Origin of the sequence: Micromonospora sp. NBS 11-29, from assembly GCF_002140155.1 — a bacterium.
GTDB lineage: Bacteria > Actinomycetota > Actinomycetes > Mycobacteriales > Micromonosporaceae > Micromonospora.
Genome location: NZ_NAPR01000012.1, coordinates 114,252 through 130,524, shown reverse-complemented (window position 1 = coordinate 130,524; position 16,273 = coordinate 114,252). Strand labels below are relative to the sequence as shown.

10 protein-coding genes are annotated in these 16,273 nt (G+C 73.8%); 9 read left to right on the top strand and 1 reads right to left on the bottom strand.

From position 1 onward, the window contains the following. The first annotated feature begins 21 nt into the window (after positions 1–21). The 7 genes from B1205_RS15340 (at position 22) to B1205_RS15310 (ending at position 13,244) form a co-directional block, all read left to right on the top strand. Positions 22–1,413 carry an enoyl-CoA hydratase/isomerase family protein gene (locus B1205_RS15340; protein WP_217809803.1) on the top strand — a complete coding sequence of 464 codons (1,392 nt, stop codon included), beginning with the start codon at positions 22–24 and terminating at the stop codon, positions 1,411–1,413. Between the two features lie 31 nt (positions 1,414–1,444). Continuing rightward, the gene (locus B1205_RS15335) at positions 1,445–2,230 is read left to right on the top strand and encodes a thioesterase II family protein (protein WP_089156237.1); all 786 of its coding nucleotides are present in this window, start codon (positions 1,445–1,447) and stop codon (positions 2,228–2,230) included. Between the two features lie 63 nt (positions 2,231–2,293). Next, positions 2,294–2,512: an MbtH family protein gene (locus B1205_RS15330; RefSeq protein WP_089156236.1), complete on the top strand. Its 219-nt coding sequence runs from the start codon at positions 2,294–2,296 to the stop codon at positions 2,510–2,512. Next, on the top strand, positions 2,509–3,849 hold the full coding sequence (locus B1205_RS15325; RefSeq protein WP_089156235.1) for an aminotransferase-like domain-containing protein: 1,341 nt from the start codon (positions 2,509–2,511) through the stop codon (positions 3,847–3,849). The genes B1205_RS15330 and B1205_RS15325 overlap by 4 nt, the downstream gene beginning before the upstream one ends. Positions 3,850–3,894: 45 nt before the next feature. Then, positions 3,895–11,016, top strand: coding sequence for a non-ribosomal peptide synthetase (locus B1205_RS15320; protein WP_089156234.1), 7,122 nt, complete (start codon positions 3,895–3,897; stop codon positions 11,014–11,016). Positions 11,017–11,037: 21 nt separating this feature from the next. Beyond that, the gene (locus tag B1205_RS15315) at positions 11,038–12,333 is read left to right on the top strand and encodes an LLM class flavin-dependent oxidoreductase (RefSeq protein WP_089156233.1); all 1,296 of its coding nucleotides are present in this window, start codon (positions 11,038–11,040) and stop codon (positions 12,331–12,333) included. Beyond that, on the top strand, positions 12,330–13,244 hold the full coding sequence (locus tag B1205_RS15310) for an LLM class flavin-dependent oxidoreductase (RefSeq protein ID WP_089156232.1): 915 nt from the start codon (positions 12,330–12,332) through the stop codon (positions 13,242–13,244). The genes B1205_RS15315 and B1205_RS15310 overlap by 4 nt, the downstream gene beginning before the upstream one ends. 15 nt (positions 13,245–13,259) lie before the next feature. Here B1205_RS15310 and B1205_RS15305 read toward each other — a convergent pair whose 3' ends face one another. Further along, a complete protein-coding gene (locus B1205_RS15305) occupies positions 13,260–14,234 on the bottom strand; it encodes an ornithine cyclodeaminase family protein (protein WP_089156231.1) in 975 nt (324 codons plus the stop codon). 299 nt (positions 14,235–14,533) lie between these two features. On the opposite strand from B1205_RS15305, the gene B1205_RS32975 reads away from it, so the two are divergent. Together B1205_RS32975 and B1205_RS32970 are read left to right on the top strand one after the other, a co-directional pair. After that, a complete protein-coding gene (locus tag B1205_RS32975; protein WP_441338501.1) occupies positions 14,534–15,544 on the top strand; it encodes an ATP-binding cassette domain-containing protein in 1,011 nt (336 codons plus the stop codon). Next, a complete protein-coding gene (locus B1205_RS32970) occupies positions 15,487–16,185 on the top strand; it encodes an ATP-binding cassette domain-containing protein (RefSeq protein WP_369597290.1) in 699 nt (232 codons plus the stop codon). The genes B1205_RS32975 and B1205_RS32970 overlap by 58 nt, the downstream gene beginning before the upstream one ends. Positions 16,186–16,273 lie beyond the last annotated feature (88 nt).

The window sequence follows — 16,273 nt, the reverse complement described above, 5'->3', positions numbered from 1 at the left end:
ACGACCGATCGGATGACCGTTATGCAATCCACTGAGATACTGACCCCCGCCGCCGCTGGTCGCGGTGCCACCTGGACCGGCGACCCACCCGCGCTCACCGGCGACTTCGCGGTCGACCGGCGGTCGACCACCGACTGGCTGGCGGCGATGGTCAACGACGTGGACGTGCTGCCGCCGCGCGCCGAGCGCGGCGAGGACCAGCAGCGCGCCGTGGACGCCCTCCACCGGCGGGCCCGCCTCCTGCGCCGCCGCTTCCTGGCCCGGCACGTCGAGGCGCTCTACGACGATCTCACCGACGGCCTGACCGGCCATCTGCGCGTCGACCAGCTCACCTACCTGGCCGCCGAGCGGTATCCCGCACTGGTGCCCGACCGTCAGCGGATCGCGGCCGAGGCGCGGCTGGCGCAGCGGCACAAGGAGGGCTGGGAGATCGACCAGGGGCTGTTCCTGCACGCCCTGCTCGACTCCCCCCGGGCCGGGTCGCACCTGCTGCGTTCGATGCTCCTGCCGACCGCGCGGGCGTCGGCGGCGGCACCCGAGTTCCGCCGGACCGGCCGGGCGGACCTGGAGCTGACGACGGTCACCCGGCGGGACGGCATCGCCTACCTGGAACTGTGCAACGACGCCTACCTCAACGCCGAGGACGACGCGGCGGTCGAGGCGCTGGAGACGGCGACCGACCTGGTGCTGCTCGACGACGCCAGCCACGTCGGCGTGCTGCGCGGCGCGGCCATGTCCCATCCGGCGTACCGGGGGCGTCGGGTGTTCAGTGCCGGAATCAACCTGACCCACCTCTACAACGGGTGCATCTCGTTGCTCGGCTTCCTGATCCGTCGCGAGGTCGGCTACATCGCCAAGTTCGCCCGTGGCCTCTACCAGGACGACGGTATGGGCGACCGGTGGTGGCCGACGACGGACAAGCCGTGGGTGGGCGCCGTCGACTCCTTCGCGATCGGCGGTGGCCTGCAGATCCTGCCCGTCCTCGATCGGGTGGTGGCGGCCGAGGACGCCTGGTTCAGTCTGCCGGCGATGACGGAGGGCCTGGTGCCCGGGGTGGCGAACCTGAGGTTGACCGGGCTCATGGGCGGCCGGCTCAGCCGACAGATGATCTTCTGGGGCCGCCGGCTGCACGTCGGCGAACCGGAGGCGGCCCTGCTCTGCGACGAGACGGCACCCGTCGACGCGATGGACGACGCGGTCCGGCGGGCCGCCGAACACCTGGACAATCCGGCGGTCGCCGCCAACCGGCGGGTGCTAACCCTCGGCGTGGAGCCGGTCGAGGTGTTCCGCCAGTACATGGCCAAGTACGCCCTGGAGCAGTCGTACCGCCTCTACAGCCCGGACCTGATCGCCAACCTCGAACGGACCTGGACCGGCCGCAACCGGGAACGGCAGGACGGCCGACGCGACTGAGCCCCGCCCCCGGACCCCGGAGGTCGCCCCCATGACCCACCCGACGGCAGCCCGTCCGGCGGACACCCGGGCCTGGTGGCGGTGCCCGGACCCGCGCCCCACCGCCCGGGTGCGGCTGCTGTGCTTCCCGTACGGCGGCGGGCCGGCCACCGCCTACCGGCCCTGGCACGCCCTCCTGCCACCGGAGGTCGAGCTGTGCACGGCGCAGTATCCCGGCCATGCCGATCGGATGACCGAGCCGCTCGCCGACGACCTGGAACGGTTGGCCGTGGCCGCCGCCCGCGCGGCACTGCCCCTGCTGGACCGGCCGTTCGCGCTCTACGGGCACAGCATGGGGGCGCTGGTGGCCTTCGAGGCCGCGCTGTGGTGGGAGCGGCTCGGGCGTCGGCCGCTACGGCTGACCGCGTCCGGGATGCCGGCACCCCACCTCGTACGGCCGACCGGGTTCCACCGCGGCGACGACGCGGCGCTCCTGGCGGAGATGCGCAGGCTCGGTGGGATACCGCAGCCGGTCCTCGACGACGACAGCCTCCGCGCCCTGCTGCTGCGGGTGGCGCGCGCCGACTACCGCCTCACCGAGACGTACCGGCCGCGGGCCGGGGCGTCCCTGCGCGCCCCGGTGACGGTCCACCGTGGTCACGACGATCCGGAGCTGACGGCCGCCGAAGCCGCCGGTTGGGCTCTCGTCACCACCGGCGCCACGGTCCACCGCGTCTTCCCGGGCGACCACTTCCACCCGGTGTCCGATCCCGCGCCGGTGGTGGCCGAACTCCTGTCCGCGCTCGGCCCGGCCGTCAGCCCGGCGTCAGGACGCTGACAGCACCCGATCCGAGGCTGGTCGTGGGCACTGGCAGTTCCGCCGATGGTGAGGAGCACGAGCATGACGAATCCGTTCGAGGACGCCGACGGCACCTTTCTCGTCCTGGTCAACGACGAGGGCCAGTACTCGCTGTGGCCCTCCTTCGCCGAGGTGCCGGCCGGTTGGACGGTCCGCGTGCCGGCCACCGATCGGCAGAGCGCGCTCGACCGGATCGCCGAGATGTGGACCGACATGCGGCCGCGGAGCCTGGTGGAGGCCATGGACGGTGCCGGGTCATGAGCCTGGTGCCGGACCGGCCCACCCGGCTGCTCGACGCCGCCGCGCCGGCGCCGGCGGCCGGGAACCGCCTGCGCCTGCCGGACCTGCACGCCTCGCTCACCGACCCGGTGCTGATGTCGATGACCCTGCTCAACGAGATCACCGGCCGTTACCCGGACGCGGTCTCGTTCGCCGCCGGGCGGCCGTACGAGGGTCACTACCAGCTCGACCTGCTGCACCACTACCTGGACACCTTCGCCCGGTACCTGGTCGAGCGCCGTCGGTTCACCCCCGAACAGGTCAACCGCACGTTCTTCCAGTACGGCGACACGAACGGCACGATCACCGAGCTGGTGGCGCAGCACCTGCGGGTCGACGAGGGCCTGACCGTGGACCCGGCCACCGTGGTCGTCACCACCGGCTGCCAGGAGGCCATGGTGCTGGTGCTGCGGGCGCTGCGCCGCGACGCCCGCGACGTGGTGTTCGCCGGCCGCCCGACGTACGTCGGCTTCAGCGGGGCGGCCCGTCTGGTGGAGATGGAGGTGCGTCCGGTCCGCGAGGGACCCGACGGCCTCGACGTGGACGACCTGGTGGTCCAGGTGCGGCGGGCCAGGGCGGAGGGACGACGACCGCGGGCCTGCTACGTGGTCCCGGACTTCGCGAACCCGGGTGGGGCCACGATTCCGGTCCCCGCCCGGCGCCGCCTGCTGCGGGTCGCCGAGCGGGAGGGCCTGCTGCTGATCGAGGACAACCCGTACTCGATGTTCCACGACGGTCGTCGCCGCCCGCCGACCCTGCGGTCGTTGGACCGGCACGGCAACGTGGTGTACGTCGGGTCCTTCGCGAAGACCGCGTTCGCCGGCGCCCGGATCGGCTACGTCGTGGCCGACCAGCCGGTCGCCGGCGCGGGCACCCTCGCCGACGAACTGGCCAAGCTCAAGAGCATGTTGACGCTCAACACGTCGTCGATCGCGCAGGCGGTGATCGGCGGGCTGCTCGTGGAGCACGGGTGCAGCATGGAGCGGGCCAGCGCGCGGACCGCCGAGGTCTACCGCACCAATCTCCGTACCCTGCTCGACGGGCTCGCGCACCGATTTCCGGCCGGGTCGACGCCGGTGAGCTGGAACACCCCGGCCGGCGGCATGTTCGCCGTGATCACCGTGCCCTTCCGGGCCGACGAGGCGGCCCTGGAGCACTCGGCCCGCCGCTTCGGCGTGCTCTGGACCCCGATGCACCACTTCTACGCGGGTGCCGGCGGGCTCCACCAGCTTCGCCTCTCCTACAGCCTGCTCACGCCCGACCAGATCGTCCTCGGCCTGGATCGTCTCGCCGCCTTCGTCGCCGACCGGACCGGCTGACCGCCGATCCGCCGCCCCTCCGCCCGGATCGATCCAGGAGACTCGATGAACCGCCACCTCTCCTCGGCGCTGCGCACCGCGGTCGCCGACAGGGCCGAGCCCACCCGCCGGACAGCTCTCACCCCGGAGCAGGTGGGACTGCTGCTCCAGCACCGTGCCGACCCCGGGGCGTCGCCGTACCAGATCCCGCTCGTGCTCGACCTGGACGGCCCGCTGGACCCGGTGGCCCTGCAACGGGCGCTGTTCCTGCTGGTGGCGCGGCATCCGGTGCTCTCCGCCCGGGTCGTGGACGACGGGGACCTGCCGGAGCTGGAGCTGAGGCCGGGCCGGGCGCCGGCGCTGGCGCACCGGACCGCGCCCGCCGCCGACCACGCCGCGCTGCGCGAGGAGGCCCGCCGCGAGCTGGACCTGGAACGGGACGGGGTGCTGCGCGCCGTGCTGTACCGGCACGGTCCCACGCACCACACCCTGCTGGTCGTCGTGCACCATCTCGTGGTGGACGGGGAGTCCACCGCGCTCCTCCTCGCCGACCTGGTCGCCGCCTACCAGCACGGGGACATCCCGGGCGAGGCCCCCGCCGACTTCACCGAGTACGTCGCGGAGCGCGCCGCCACGGACCCGGCCCGGGACGTCGCGGCGCTGGAAGCGTACTGGCGTGAGCGACTCGACGGAGCCGACACCACCATCGACTTCCCACTGGACACGCCCGGTGGCGGCGGGCCCCCCGGTGCCCGGCAGGGCAGCGTCGCGGTGGACCTCGACGCCGGGTTGTCCGAGGAGATCCGCCGCTTCTCCCGTACCCATCGGGTCGGGACCTCCGCGGTCCTGCTCGCCGCCTATCTCAAGGCCCTCGCGACCTACTCGCGGCAGTCCGCGCCCACCGTGGGTGTCCCCGTGGGCCATCGCGGCGACCCACGGTTCGCGGGCACGGTGGGGTACTTCGTCCGTACCCTGCTGGTCCGCTCGCCCGAGCAGGCGGACCGCAGCGCCGCCCAGTTCGCGACCGCCGTGCAGACCGAGCTGGCCCGCGCCGTGGATCACTCGCGGTTGCCGTTTCCGCGCATCGCCCGACTGATGCCCGACGCGGGTCCGGCCGCGGCGGCGCCGTTCACCTGCACCTTCGTCATGCAGAGCTGGGCGGACCGGTCGGCCGCCGCCGACGAGGGGGTGGCGCTGCCCGACGGCCTGCGCGTGCGTTGGCGTCAGGACGTGGTCGCCCCGGGCCTGGGACTGCTGACCCTGGAGCTGCACGAGAGCCGGGGACGGGTGCGGGGATGGCTGAAGTACGACGCCGACCGGATCGAGGCGGCCAGCGCCGAGGCGTTCGGCGAGCATGTGCTCACGCTCGCCGGCCAACTGGTGCGGACCCCGGACCGCCCGGTCGCCGACCTCGACGGGATCGGACCCGGCGCCCGGGCCGCCCTCGACCGGCTCAACGCCACCGACCACACCATCCCCGACACCGACATTGACACCCTGCTGCGGCAGCGGACCGCCGAGCAGCCCGACCGGGTCGCCGTCGAGTTCGGCCGGCGGCGCTGGACCTACCGGCAACTCGGCGAACGCGTCGACGCGCTGGTCGACGGCCTGGCCCGCCACGGCGTGCGCGCGGGGGACCGGGTCGGCATGATGCTGGCGCGCAGCGACGACGCGGTCGCCGCGATCCTCGCGGTGATCCGGGCCGGAGCCGCGTACGTGCCGCTCGACCCCACCCATCCCGAGGCACGCCGTCGGCACATCGTGACCAACAGCGCGATCACGACGGTCCTGGTCGACGACGACGGGGCCGCCGCCGACCTGCCGATGCTCGTGCCGCTGCGCCTCGACGAGCTGTCCGGGTCCGGGTCGTCGACGACCGAGCCGACGGGGCCGGACGCGGACAGCGCGCTGCACGTCCTCTACACCTCGGGCTCCACCGGGCTGCCCAAGGGCACCCAACTGAGCCACCGGGCGCTGGTCGCCGACGTGCTCGCGGCGATCCGTCACTTCGGTGTCGGCCCCGACGACGCGATGCTGCTCAAGGCGCCGTTCACCTTCGACGTCAGCGCGCACGAGATGCTGGTGGCCCTGGTCGCCGGCGCCCGGCTCGTGGTCGCGCCACCGGACGCGGAGCGCGACCCGGACCTGCTCGCCGAGACGCTCGACCGGCACGGGGTGACCCTGCTGCACGTCGTGCCGTCGCAGTTGCGGCTGCTGCTCGAATCGGCGGCCTTTCCCGCGAACCGGACCGTCCACACCGTCGTCAGCACCGGCGAGTCGCTGCCGAACGATCTGCGCCTGGCGTTCGAGGCGACGCACCCGGCGCGCCTGCACAACGCCTACGGCCCCACCGAGACCTCCTACTCGACGGTCTTCTCCTGGGCACGGGGCGACACCACGTTCTGGACCCGGCGGGCCGAGGTGCCGATCGGCGTCCCGTTCGACAACGTCCGCTGCCACGTGCTCGACGACGCGCACCGGCTCCTGCCGCCGGGCGCGCCCGGCGAGTTGTGGATCGGCGGCAGCACCGTCTCCGACGGCTACGTCGGGGATCCCGAGCGCACCGCCGAACGCTACCGGGTGCTCGATCTGGGTGACGGACGGCCGGGCCGGGTGTACCGCACCGGCGACCTGGTGCGGCTGCTGCCCAACGGCGCCCTCACCCACCTCGGCCGCCTCGACGACCAGGTGAAGGTGAACGGGAACCGGGTGGAGCTGGGCGAGGTACGCGCGGCGCTGCTCTCCCTGGACGACGTTCGGGACGCCAGCGTGCAGGTCGTCCGGCACGCCCACGGCAGCGTGCAGATCGTCGCCCATGTCGTGCCGGCGACGCTGGACCCGGTCGAGGTACGACGCCGGGTGGCCGACCTGCTGCCGAGCTACATGGTGCCGGTCCGGATCAGCCCGGCCGCCCGGATCCCGCTGCTGCCCAACGGCAAGACGGACCGCCGGACGTTGGCCCGGCTGGCGGCGGACCCGCCGGGGGAGCCCGAGGAGGTCCACGCGCCCCGACCGCCGTCGGTGCCGCCGGGCCGGGCGGGGGCGGCGCTGCCGGTGCTCCGGGCGATCTGGGTCGACCTGCTCGGCCAGGACGGCCACGACACGCAGTTCTTCGAGAGCGGCGGGGACTCCATCCTGGCGATGCAACTCGTGTCGCGGCTGCGTCGGGCCGGATACACCCTGTCCACCCGGGACCTCTACCGGCATCCGGTGCTCGCCGACCTGGCGGCGCACCTCGACCGGACCGCCGCGCCCCCCGTCGACGAGGGACCGGCCCCGGTGCGCGCCGCCGGGGGGCCGGCCCGGTCCGGTTCTCCGCTGGCCCCGGTCCAGGCCTGGTTCTTCCGCCACATCCGGACCGACCGGCACCAGTGGAACCAGTCCGTGCTGCTGGAGCTGCACCGCCCGGTCGACGCGGCGGTGCTCCGGCTCGCGTTGCAGTCCGTCGTCATGGCCCACCCGGCGATGTCCGCCCGGTTCGAGGACCCCGACGGCCGGGGCCGGATGCTCCCGGGCGCTCCGTTCGCGGCGTACCCGCCCCGGGAGGTGCTCCGGGAGGTGACGTTCGGTAGCGAGGGGGAACTCGACGACGCCCTGGAGTCGGTCGAGGGCAGCCTCGACCCGCTCGCCGGCGTGCATGTGCGGGCGTTGCTGGCGCACGACCGCCACGGCGGCGGTGACCTGCTGCTGATCGCCGTGCACCACCTGGTGGTGGACGGCGTCTCCTGGCGGGTGCTGCTGGAGGACCTGGAACACGCCCTCGACGCGCTGGCCGACGGCGCCCTGCCGAACCTGCCGGGCGAGGTGTGCCCGTACGACGAGTGGGTCGCCGGCCTGCCCGCGGTGGCGGCCCGTCCCGGTGAGGCCGACCACTGGCGGGCGGTGGCCGCGGACCGGACCGCCGCACCGACCCTGCTGCTGACCACCCCGGCCCCGGACGAGCAGCAGATCCGTCGGGTCGAGTTCGTCCTCGACGAGACCGCCACGCACCGGCTGATCGGGCTGCTGCCGCAGCGGCTGGGTCTGCCGGTGCACGCGCTGATGGCCGGCGCGTTCGCGCAGGCCCTGGCGAGATGGCGGGGCACCTCGACGGTCACCTTCGACGTGGAGACACACGGCCGGCACGGCCGCGAGGACCTGTTCCGCACCGTCGGCTGGTTCACCTCGATCCATCCGGTGGTGATCACCGCCGACCGGGCGCAGTCCCCCGAACGCTATCTCGCGCAGGCGGGCCCGGTGATGGCCGCCGTGCCGGACGGCGGCGTCGGCTTCGGCGCCTGCCGGGAGTACGCCGCCGACGACGCGCTGCGCGCCGCCCTGCGCGACCTGCCACCCGCGCTGGCCTGCTTCAACTACTACGGTCAGGCCGACCAGCTCAGCCCCTCGGGCCGCTACCGGATGTCGCGGCGGCCCATCCCGCGCGAGCACTCGGCCCGCTGCGAGCGGGTGTACGGCGTGGAGGCCTACGGCATCATCCACGACGGATGCCTCCGGGCCGGCCTCACCTGGGTGCCGAGCCCGGCCGACGGGTTGGACGCCGACGCCGTTGACGCGCTGGTGACCCAGCTCCGCTGGACGCTGACCACCCTGGCGGGCGTCAGCCCGGACGCGGTCGCCGCCGCCGAGGTGTCCGCACCCGGCCGGACGACCGTCGCGGTACCGGGACCGGACCGGTCGGACGACGGGGGACGGGAGAGCTTCCCGGTCACCCCGCAGCAGCACGGCCTGCTCCTGGACGCGTTGGGGCACCAGGCGGACGGTCGCTACGTCGAACAACTCTTCTGGCGTTGGCACGGCCCGCTGGACACCGACCGCTTCACCGCCGCCTGGCGGTCGGTGTTCCGTCGGGAGGCGGTGCTGCGGGCCGCGTTCGACTGGCGTGACGGTCCCCGACTCGTCCTGCACGACCACGGTCTGCCCGAGATCGTCCGGTTGCCGGCCGGCGCGACCGGCTGGGACGACCTGCTCGACCGCGACCGGCGGCGGGGATTCGACCTCCGCCGGCCCGGTCTGCTGCGGGTCACCCTGCTCGACGACGACCGGGTGGGACCGACCGAGGCCACCGGCTCGACGCGGGTCCTGCTGACGTTCCACCATGCCCTGCTGGACGGCTGGAGTGTCTCCCTGCTCATCCAGGAGTTCTATCGGGCCTACCTCGCCGACGGCGCGTTGCCGGCCGGGGAACGGCGACCGGACCTGCGCGACTACGCCCGCTGGTTGCACGGCCAGGACACCACCGCCGCGCGGGGGTACTGGTCGGGAGCGCTGCCGTCGGCGTCGCTGGCCGTGCGGCCGGCGCTGCCGGGTGACCCCACCGGGCAGCGCGGCTCGGGCCGGGTCCAGACGCGACTAACCCCCACCGAGGCGGACCGGCTGCGCGGCTGGGCGGCGGCCCGGGCCGCCACGGAGAGCAGTGCGGTGCACGCCGCGTGGGCGCTCCTGCTGCGCCGCGCCGCCGGGGGCAGCGCGGCGGTGCCCGTCAGTTTCGGGATCACCGTCTCCGGCCGCGCGATCGCGCTGGACGGTGTCGAGTCGATCCCGGGCCTGCTGATGAACGCGCTCCCGGTGATCCTGGAGGTCGCTCCGACGACCACCCTGCCGCAGCTGCTCGCCGGCGTGCGCGACCGGGTCCTGGACCTGGCGTCGTACGAGTGGGTCTCGACCGCCCAGATCCACGAGTGGAGCGGCCGGCCGGCCGGTGAGCCGCTGATCGAGAGCCTGGTCGTCTTCGAGAACTACCCGCGCTCCCGGGCCGGGCTGGAGGCCGACCTGGCGGCCCGGGACGTACGGGTGGAACTGCCGGACTCGGCGGGTTCGGAGACCGCCTTCCCGATCAGCCTGCTCGCCTACCGCGACGGCGACGGCGGGCTGGTGCTGGCCGTCGTCCACGACCGGGCGCGGTTGGCCGACGCCGAGGCGGTGAAGCTGGTCGAGCAGTGCGCGCGGCTGCTGCGGGACCTCCCGGAGCGCGGCGACGAGCGGACGACGGTGGCCGACGTGCTCGACCCGGTGCCCGACGCGGCGCTGGCCCGGATGGCGCCGCGGCCCCGCCCGCCGGCCGACGAACAGCAGCGCTGGCCCGAGGGCCCCGCGGCCGAGCAGGTGCGGCACGCCTGGCGGGCGGTCCTCGGCCCGGTGGAGGTGGCGCCCGCCGACAACTTCTTCGACGCCGGCGGTCACTCGTTGCTGGCCATGAAGCTGCTGCGTGAACTCGCCGAGCACACCGGCCGTACGCTGCGCCTCGACGACCTGCTGGCCCACCCCACCGCCGGCGGGTTGGCCCAGTTGATCTCCGTCGGTCCGGTCCGGGACACCGAGGACTCCGTGCTGGTCCCACTGCGGCCGGCCGGACATCCCGGCGCGGGGCGAATCTTCCTGGTCCATCCGCCGGGTGGCCAGGTCGCCTGCTACGCCCCACTCGCCCGGCACTACGACGGACCCGAGGAGATCATCGGCATCCGGGATCCGCGCGTCGACGACGCCGAGCCACGCCGGATGTCGACCGAGCAGCTCGCCGAGGTCTACGTGGCGGCGCTGCGCCCGGTCCTCGACGCCGGAGAGCGGCTGGTCCTCGGCGGCTTCTCCGGCGGGGGAGTGATCGCCTACGAGATGGCGCAACGTGTCGCCGCGGCCGGTGCGGTCCCGCCGCTGGTGGTCATGGTGGACGCGGGAGCCCCGACGGGGGAGTTGACGGACGCCGACGCCGAGGGATCGTTCGCCAACCGGCTGCGGGCGGTGTTCGAGGACCGGACCGCCGCGGCGGACCACGCCGGCCGGCCCGGGGGATCGGGTACGCCGGAGCCGGTGCCTCTGCCGGCGCCGACGACCGCCGAACCGGTGGACGCCGACGCGTACCTCGCCGAACTGACGCAGATCGCCGACTGGCTGCGCGGCGACGGCGGGGGCGACCCGGTGGCACTGATGCGCGACTGCGTCGAGGCCGTCCAGCGCTACCGCCCGAGGCCCTACGCCGGCCCGGTCGCCGTGCTCCGGGCCGGGGACGCCGGCTTCGGCCGGGGAACGGCCTACGACGAGTCGGACCGGTTCCACGGTCGGCCGGGGCTCGGCTGGGAGGACCACTGTGCGGATCTGTCCATCCGCCTCGTGCCCGGCAACCACGTCACGATGCTGACCGGCGAGAACGTCCGCAGGCTCGCCCGGATCCTGCGCTCCGCCCTGCGGCACTGATCACGAGAAGGGAGCACCGCGATGCCTCGACCCCGCAGGCGGATCACCCTCGCCGGCATCATCGACGGGCCGGGTGGCCACGTCGCCGCCTGGCGTCATCCCACCACCAAGGCGGACGCCCAGCTCGACCTGGACTTCCACCTGCGCAACGCCCGGACGCTCGAACGCGGGCTGTTCGACGCCCTCTTCATCGCCGACATCGTCGCGGTGTGGGGCACGCACCTCGACTCCCTGTGCCACACCTCCCGCACCGAGCACTTCGAGCCGCTCACGCTGCTGGCCGCGTACGCGGCGGCCACCGAGCACATCGGACTGGCGGCCACCGCGACCACCACGTACAACGAGCCGCAGCAGGTCGCCCGCCGCTTCGCCTCGCTCGACCGCCTCAGCGGCGGACGTGCGGGCTGGAACGTCGTGACGTCCGCGGCGCCCTGGGAGTCCGTCAACTTCGGTCGGCCCACGCACATGGAACACGACGAGCGCTATCGGCGTGCCGAGGAGTTCATCGACGCGGTCACGTCGCTGTGGGACGGGGCCGCGGATCCGGCCGGCGGGTCGCCCGCGGCGCCGGTCGACCACACCGGCGAGTACTTCCGGGTGACGGAGGCGCTCGACGTCTGCCGGCCACCCCAGGGTCGACCGGTCATCATCCAGGCCGGCTCCTCGCCGGTCGGTCGGGCGTTCGCGGCCCGCCACGCCGAAGTGATCTTCACCCGGCACAACCAGCTCACCGACGCCCAGGCCTTCTACGCCGACCTCAAGCAGCGGGTCGCCGGGGCCGGGCGGGATCCCGACCGGGTCCTGATCTGGCCCACCCTGGCGCCGATCGTGGCCGCCACCGAGGCCGACGCCCGACGGCGACTGGCGGAACTGCAGGAACTCGTCCCCGACCACGTCGCCCTCCAGACCCTCCAGGACTTCCTCGGGGTGGATCTGAGTGGCCACCCGATCGACGGGCCGGTGCCGGACATCACGCACACCAACCAGTCCCAGAGCACCACCGAGCGCCTGGTCGGTCTGGCCCGGCGGGAGGACCTCTCGATCCGTGGTCTCGCCCTGCGCCTGATGGGCGACGTCGTCGCGGGCACGCCGGAGCAGCTCGCCGACCACATGGAGAGCTGGTTCACCCAACGCGGCGCCGACGGCTTCAACATCGACTTCCCCTACCTGCCGGAGTCCGCCGACCGGTTCGTCGATCACGTCGTGCCCGAACTGCAACGGCGGGGCCTGTACCGCACCGAGTACGAGGGCACGACCCTGCGCGAGAACCTCGGACTGCTCCCGGTCGGCCGGGGCCAGAAGGTGGGTGCCGCGTGAACGCCGACCGACGGACCGCCGAGGGCCCGCTGCTGTTCGCGGCCGTGACACCCGGTGACGGCGCCGGGGACCTCGCGCGCGTGCGGGGCCTGGTGCAGGCGTGCGAGCGGACCGGCTTCCACGCCGCCGTGCTCCGGGAGGGCACGGCGCGCAACCCGGGACCGTTCGAGTCGACCACGCTCGCCGCCGCCCTGGCCGTCGTCACCACCCACATCGGACTCGTCGCCGGCGTCCGGGCCGGCGGTCTCGCGCCGTACCACCTGGCGCGCATCGCGGCGTCGCTCGACCACCTGACCGCCGGTCGTTGCGGCCTCGAACTGCACACCGGTGACGGACCCGACGCGGGCGTCGCGGAGACGACGGAATGCCTCGACGTGGTCCGGGGGTTGTGGGACAGCTTCGACGACGACGCCTTCGTCCACGACCGGGCGCAGGGGTTGTACTGGCGTCTTGAGCGGATGCACCGGCTCGACCACACCGGCCGGCACCATCGGGTCGCCGGCCCGCTCAACGTCGCGCGACCGCCACAGGGTCATCCGGTGGTCGTCGTCACCGACCCCCGACTCGCCGCGAGCGCGGACGTGGTGTTCCTCGACCCGGTGGACCTGCCCGAGGCGCGGTCGCGTCGGGAGGAGCTGCGCCGGGAGGCCGCCGCGGCCGGTCGGGATCCGGACCAGCTCAAGGTCTGCGCGCCGTTGCCCGCCGGGGCCGGCGTCGACCAGGTGACCGAGTGGACCCAGCGGCAGGCGACGGACGGCTTCCTGGTGCCGGTGACCCGCGCCGACGACCCGTTCCTGGTCACGGTCGGCCCCGAACTGGTACGGCGGGGCCTGGCCGGTGGGGGCGGGACGCTGCGCGGACGTCTGGGTCTCGCGCGTCCGGGCAGTCGATTCGCCACGGCGCGGCGGTGAGGACGGAGCCGACGGTCACGCCGACCGCTCGACCGACGGCTCCTGGGCGTGCGTCCCCAGCCATCGCCGGTGGACCGCCGCTGCGGTGACGAGGTCCTGCCAGGCCATGCCGGTGCTCTTGAACAGACGGGGTCGGGTGGGCGGCACCGTGACCGCTCCCCGGACCAGTTCCGCCAGGGTGTGCAACCCGTCGGGCGTGCAGCGGCCGGCGCGCAGGGCGTGGACGATCTCGCCGGCTTCGCGCAGGGCCGTCGACCGGGTCTCGACGACGGTCACCGCCCGGGCCACGAGGTTCTCGTCGACCTCGCGGACGTCGGGTTCGTGTGAGCCGACCGCGACGACCGTGGCGGACGGCCCGACCAGCGACCCGTCGAACAGCGGGTGCCGGGCCGTGGTGCAGCAGCAGATGATGTCCGCCTGCCCGACCGGATCGGCGCCCGCGGCCTCGGCGTGGAGCCCCAGGGCCCGCCAGCGGGCCACGAACGCCTCGACCGACGCGGGTCGCCGGCCGACGACGCTCAGGCGCTCGATCGGCCGGACCTGGCGGATCGCCTCGACGTGGCCGTGCGCCTGGGGCCCGGTGCCGAACACCAGCAACCGGCGCGCGTCCGGCGCGGCCAGGTGGTCGACGGCGACCGCGGACACCGCGGGGGTCCGGATCGCGGTGAGCGTCGGCGCGTCGAGCAACGCCACCGGGGCCAGGGTCGCGGCGTCCATGAGGAGGTAGACGCCCTGGATCCGGGGCAGCCCGCGGTCGGAGTTCGCCGGTGCGACGCTGACGAGTTTGACGCCGGCGTACCGGTCGATGGCCGAGGGCATGAAGAGGATCTGACCGGCGGGGAGCGCCACGCTCGTGCGCAGCGGCTCGGTCTCCGGGTCGAACCCGCCCGCCACCGCCTCCCGGATCGTGTCGATGACCGCGGCCGTGGGCAGCACGCGGGAGATCGTTGCCCCGTCGAGGAAGGGCGGGCGTCCGGGGTCGACCGTCATCGCGGCACCGCCTCCCGCGCCGATCGCCGGCCGTTGGGTGGCCCGGACCGGGCCGACGCGAGGTGGATCCCGGATGACAGGTACGACAGCACCAGCGAAGGTTACCGTTGCGCGCCGAGAGGGCGCTGACGTCGTGCGTCCCGCCCGGGTCGCGTGGTGCGCCCGTACCGTCGGCTCGCGAATCGCCTGGTGGGGGCCGCGGCAGCGGCCGAACCGCCGCGTTTGCGCCGGTTCGGTTGACGGTCAGTAGGAGCGACGGTACGATCAGTTTCATGATCTACTGACACCGCGCCCCGCTCGTGCCTGTGGCGACCCTGCTCGATCAGGGGACGCCCGCACGGGCATCCGGATACGAATCGCCTTTCAGGTTCGATCTCTTCTGGGCAGGTGTCCAAGTGTCAAACAGTGTCTTTCTGCATGCCCGTGATGTGGCGAAATCCTACGGTGACCGGCAGGTCTTCGACGGTGTGTCGTTGTCCGCCTCACCGGGCCAGCGCATCGGTCTGGTGGGGGAGAACGGCGTCGGCAAGTCGACGTTGCTTCGGCTGCTGGCCGGGGTGGAGGAGCCCGACGCCGGCGAGGTGCAGCGCCCGGCCGACTGCGGTTTCCTGTGGCAGGAGTTGCCGTTCGCGCCGGATGCGACGGTGCAGGACGTCATCGACGACTCGCTCGCCGAGCTGCGGGCCGCCCGGACCAGGTTGGAGCAGCTCACCGGGGAGCTGGAACGGCGGCCGGACGACGGCGACGTGCTCACCGCCTACGGCGACCTGCTGGAGTGGGCGCAGGACCACGACCTCTGGGACGCCGACCGGCGTGCCGAACTCGTGCTGGCCGGGCTCGGGCTGGCCGACACGGAGCGGTCACGACCGCTCGCCACGCTCTCCGGTGGCCAGCGCTCCCGACTGGGCCTGGCCGCCCTGCTGATCCGGCAGCCGCAGGCGATGCTGCTCGACGAGCCGACGAACCACCTCGACGACGAGGCGGTCGGCTTCCTGGAAGAGCGGTTGCGAGGGCTGCCCGGCGTGGTCGTCGTCGCCTCGCACGACCGGATGTTCCTGGACGGGGTCTGCACCGACATCGTCGACCTGGACCCGACCCGCGGCACGGTGACCCGCTACGGCGGCGCGTACACCGAATACCTGGCGGCCAAGCGTCGGGAGCGGATCNCGTGCGGACCACGGCGCGGGCGGTCAACCACGCGCGGACCATCAAGGACAACAACAAGATCGGGTACGACCGGCACGGCGGCCGGGTGCAGCGGCAGATCTCCCGACGGGTGCGCAACGCCCAGCAACGCCTGGACGAGTTGACCCAGAACCAGGTGCGCAAGCCCCCGACGCCGCTGGCCTTCGCGGCGAAGCTCACCGGTCGGCCGGCGGGCGAGCGGATCGCGGTGTCGCTGTCCGGGGTGACGGTGGGCGGGCGGCTCAGCGTCGACCGGCTCGACGTGTCCACCTCGGAGCGCCTGATGGTCACCGGCCCGAACGGCGCCGGCAAGTCCACCCTGTTGCAGGTGATCGCCGGCCGCCTCACTCCCGACGGCGGGGAGGTGCGGCGGGCCGGCGGCGTGAAGGTCGGCCTGCTGGAGCAGGAGGTGGAGTTCCCCGACGACGAGCAGACCGCGCGGCAGGTGTACGACGCGGCGGCCGGGGCCGACGCGGTGTCGCTGGCCCAGCTCGGCCTGCTGGCTCCGCGCGACGTCGACCGCCCGCTCGGTCACCTCTCCGTCGGGCAGCGGCGGCGGCTGGCGCTCGCGCTGCTGGTGGCCACCCCACCGGACGTGCTGTTGCTGGACGAACCGACCAACCATCTCTCCCTGAGCCTGGTCGAGGAGCTGGAGGACGCGCTACGGACGGCGCCCGGTGCGGTGGTCGTGGCCTCGCACGACCGCTGGCTGCGGCGCGGCTGGGAAGGCTCCGAGCTCTCCCTGGTCAGCGGCAAGATCGTCTGAATCGACAACTCTCGGGCGCGGATCACGCCCCGGTTCGACTCCTGAACGCGGGATGTTCCGTCCTCCGCGCCCGGCGATCGGAGGTTTC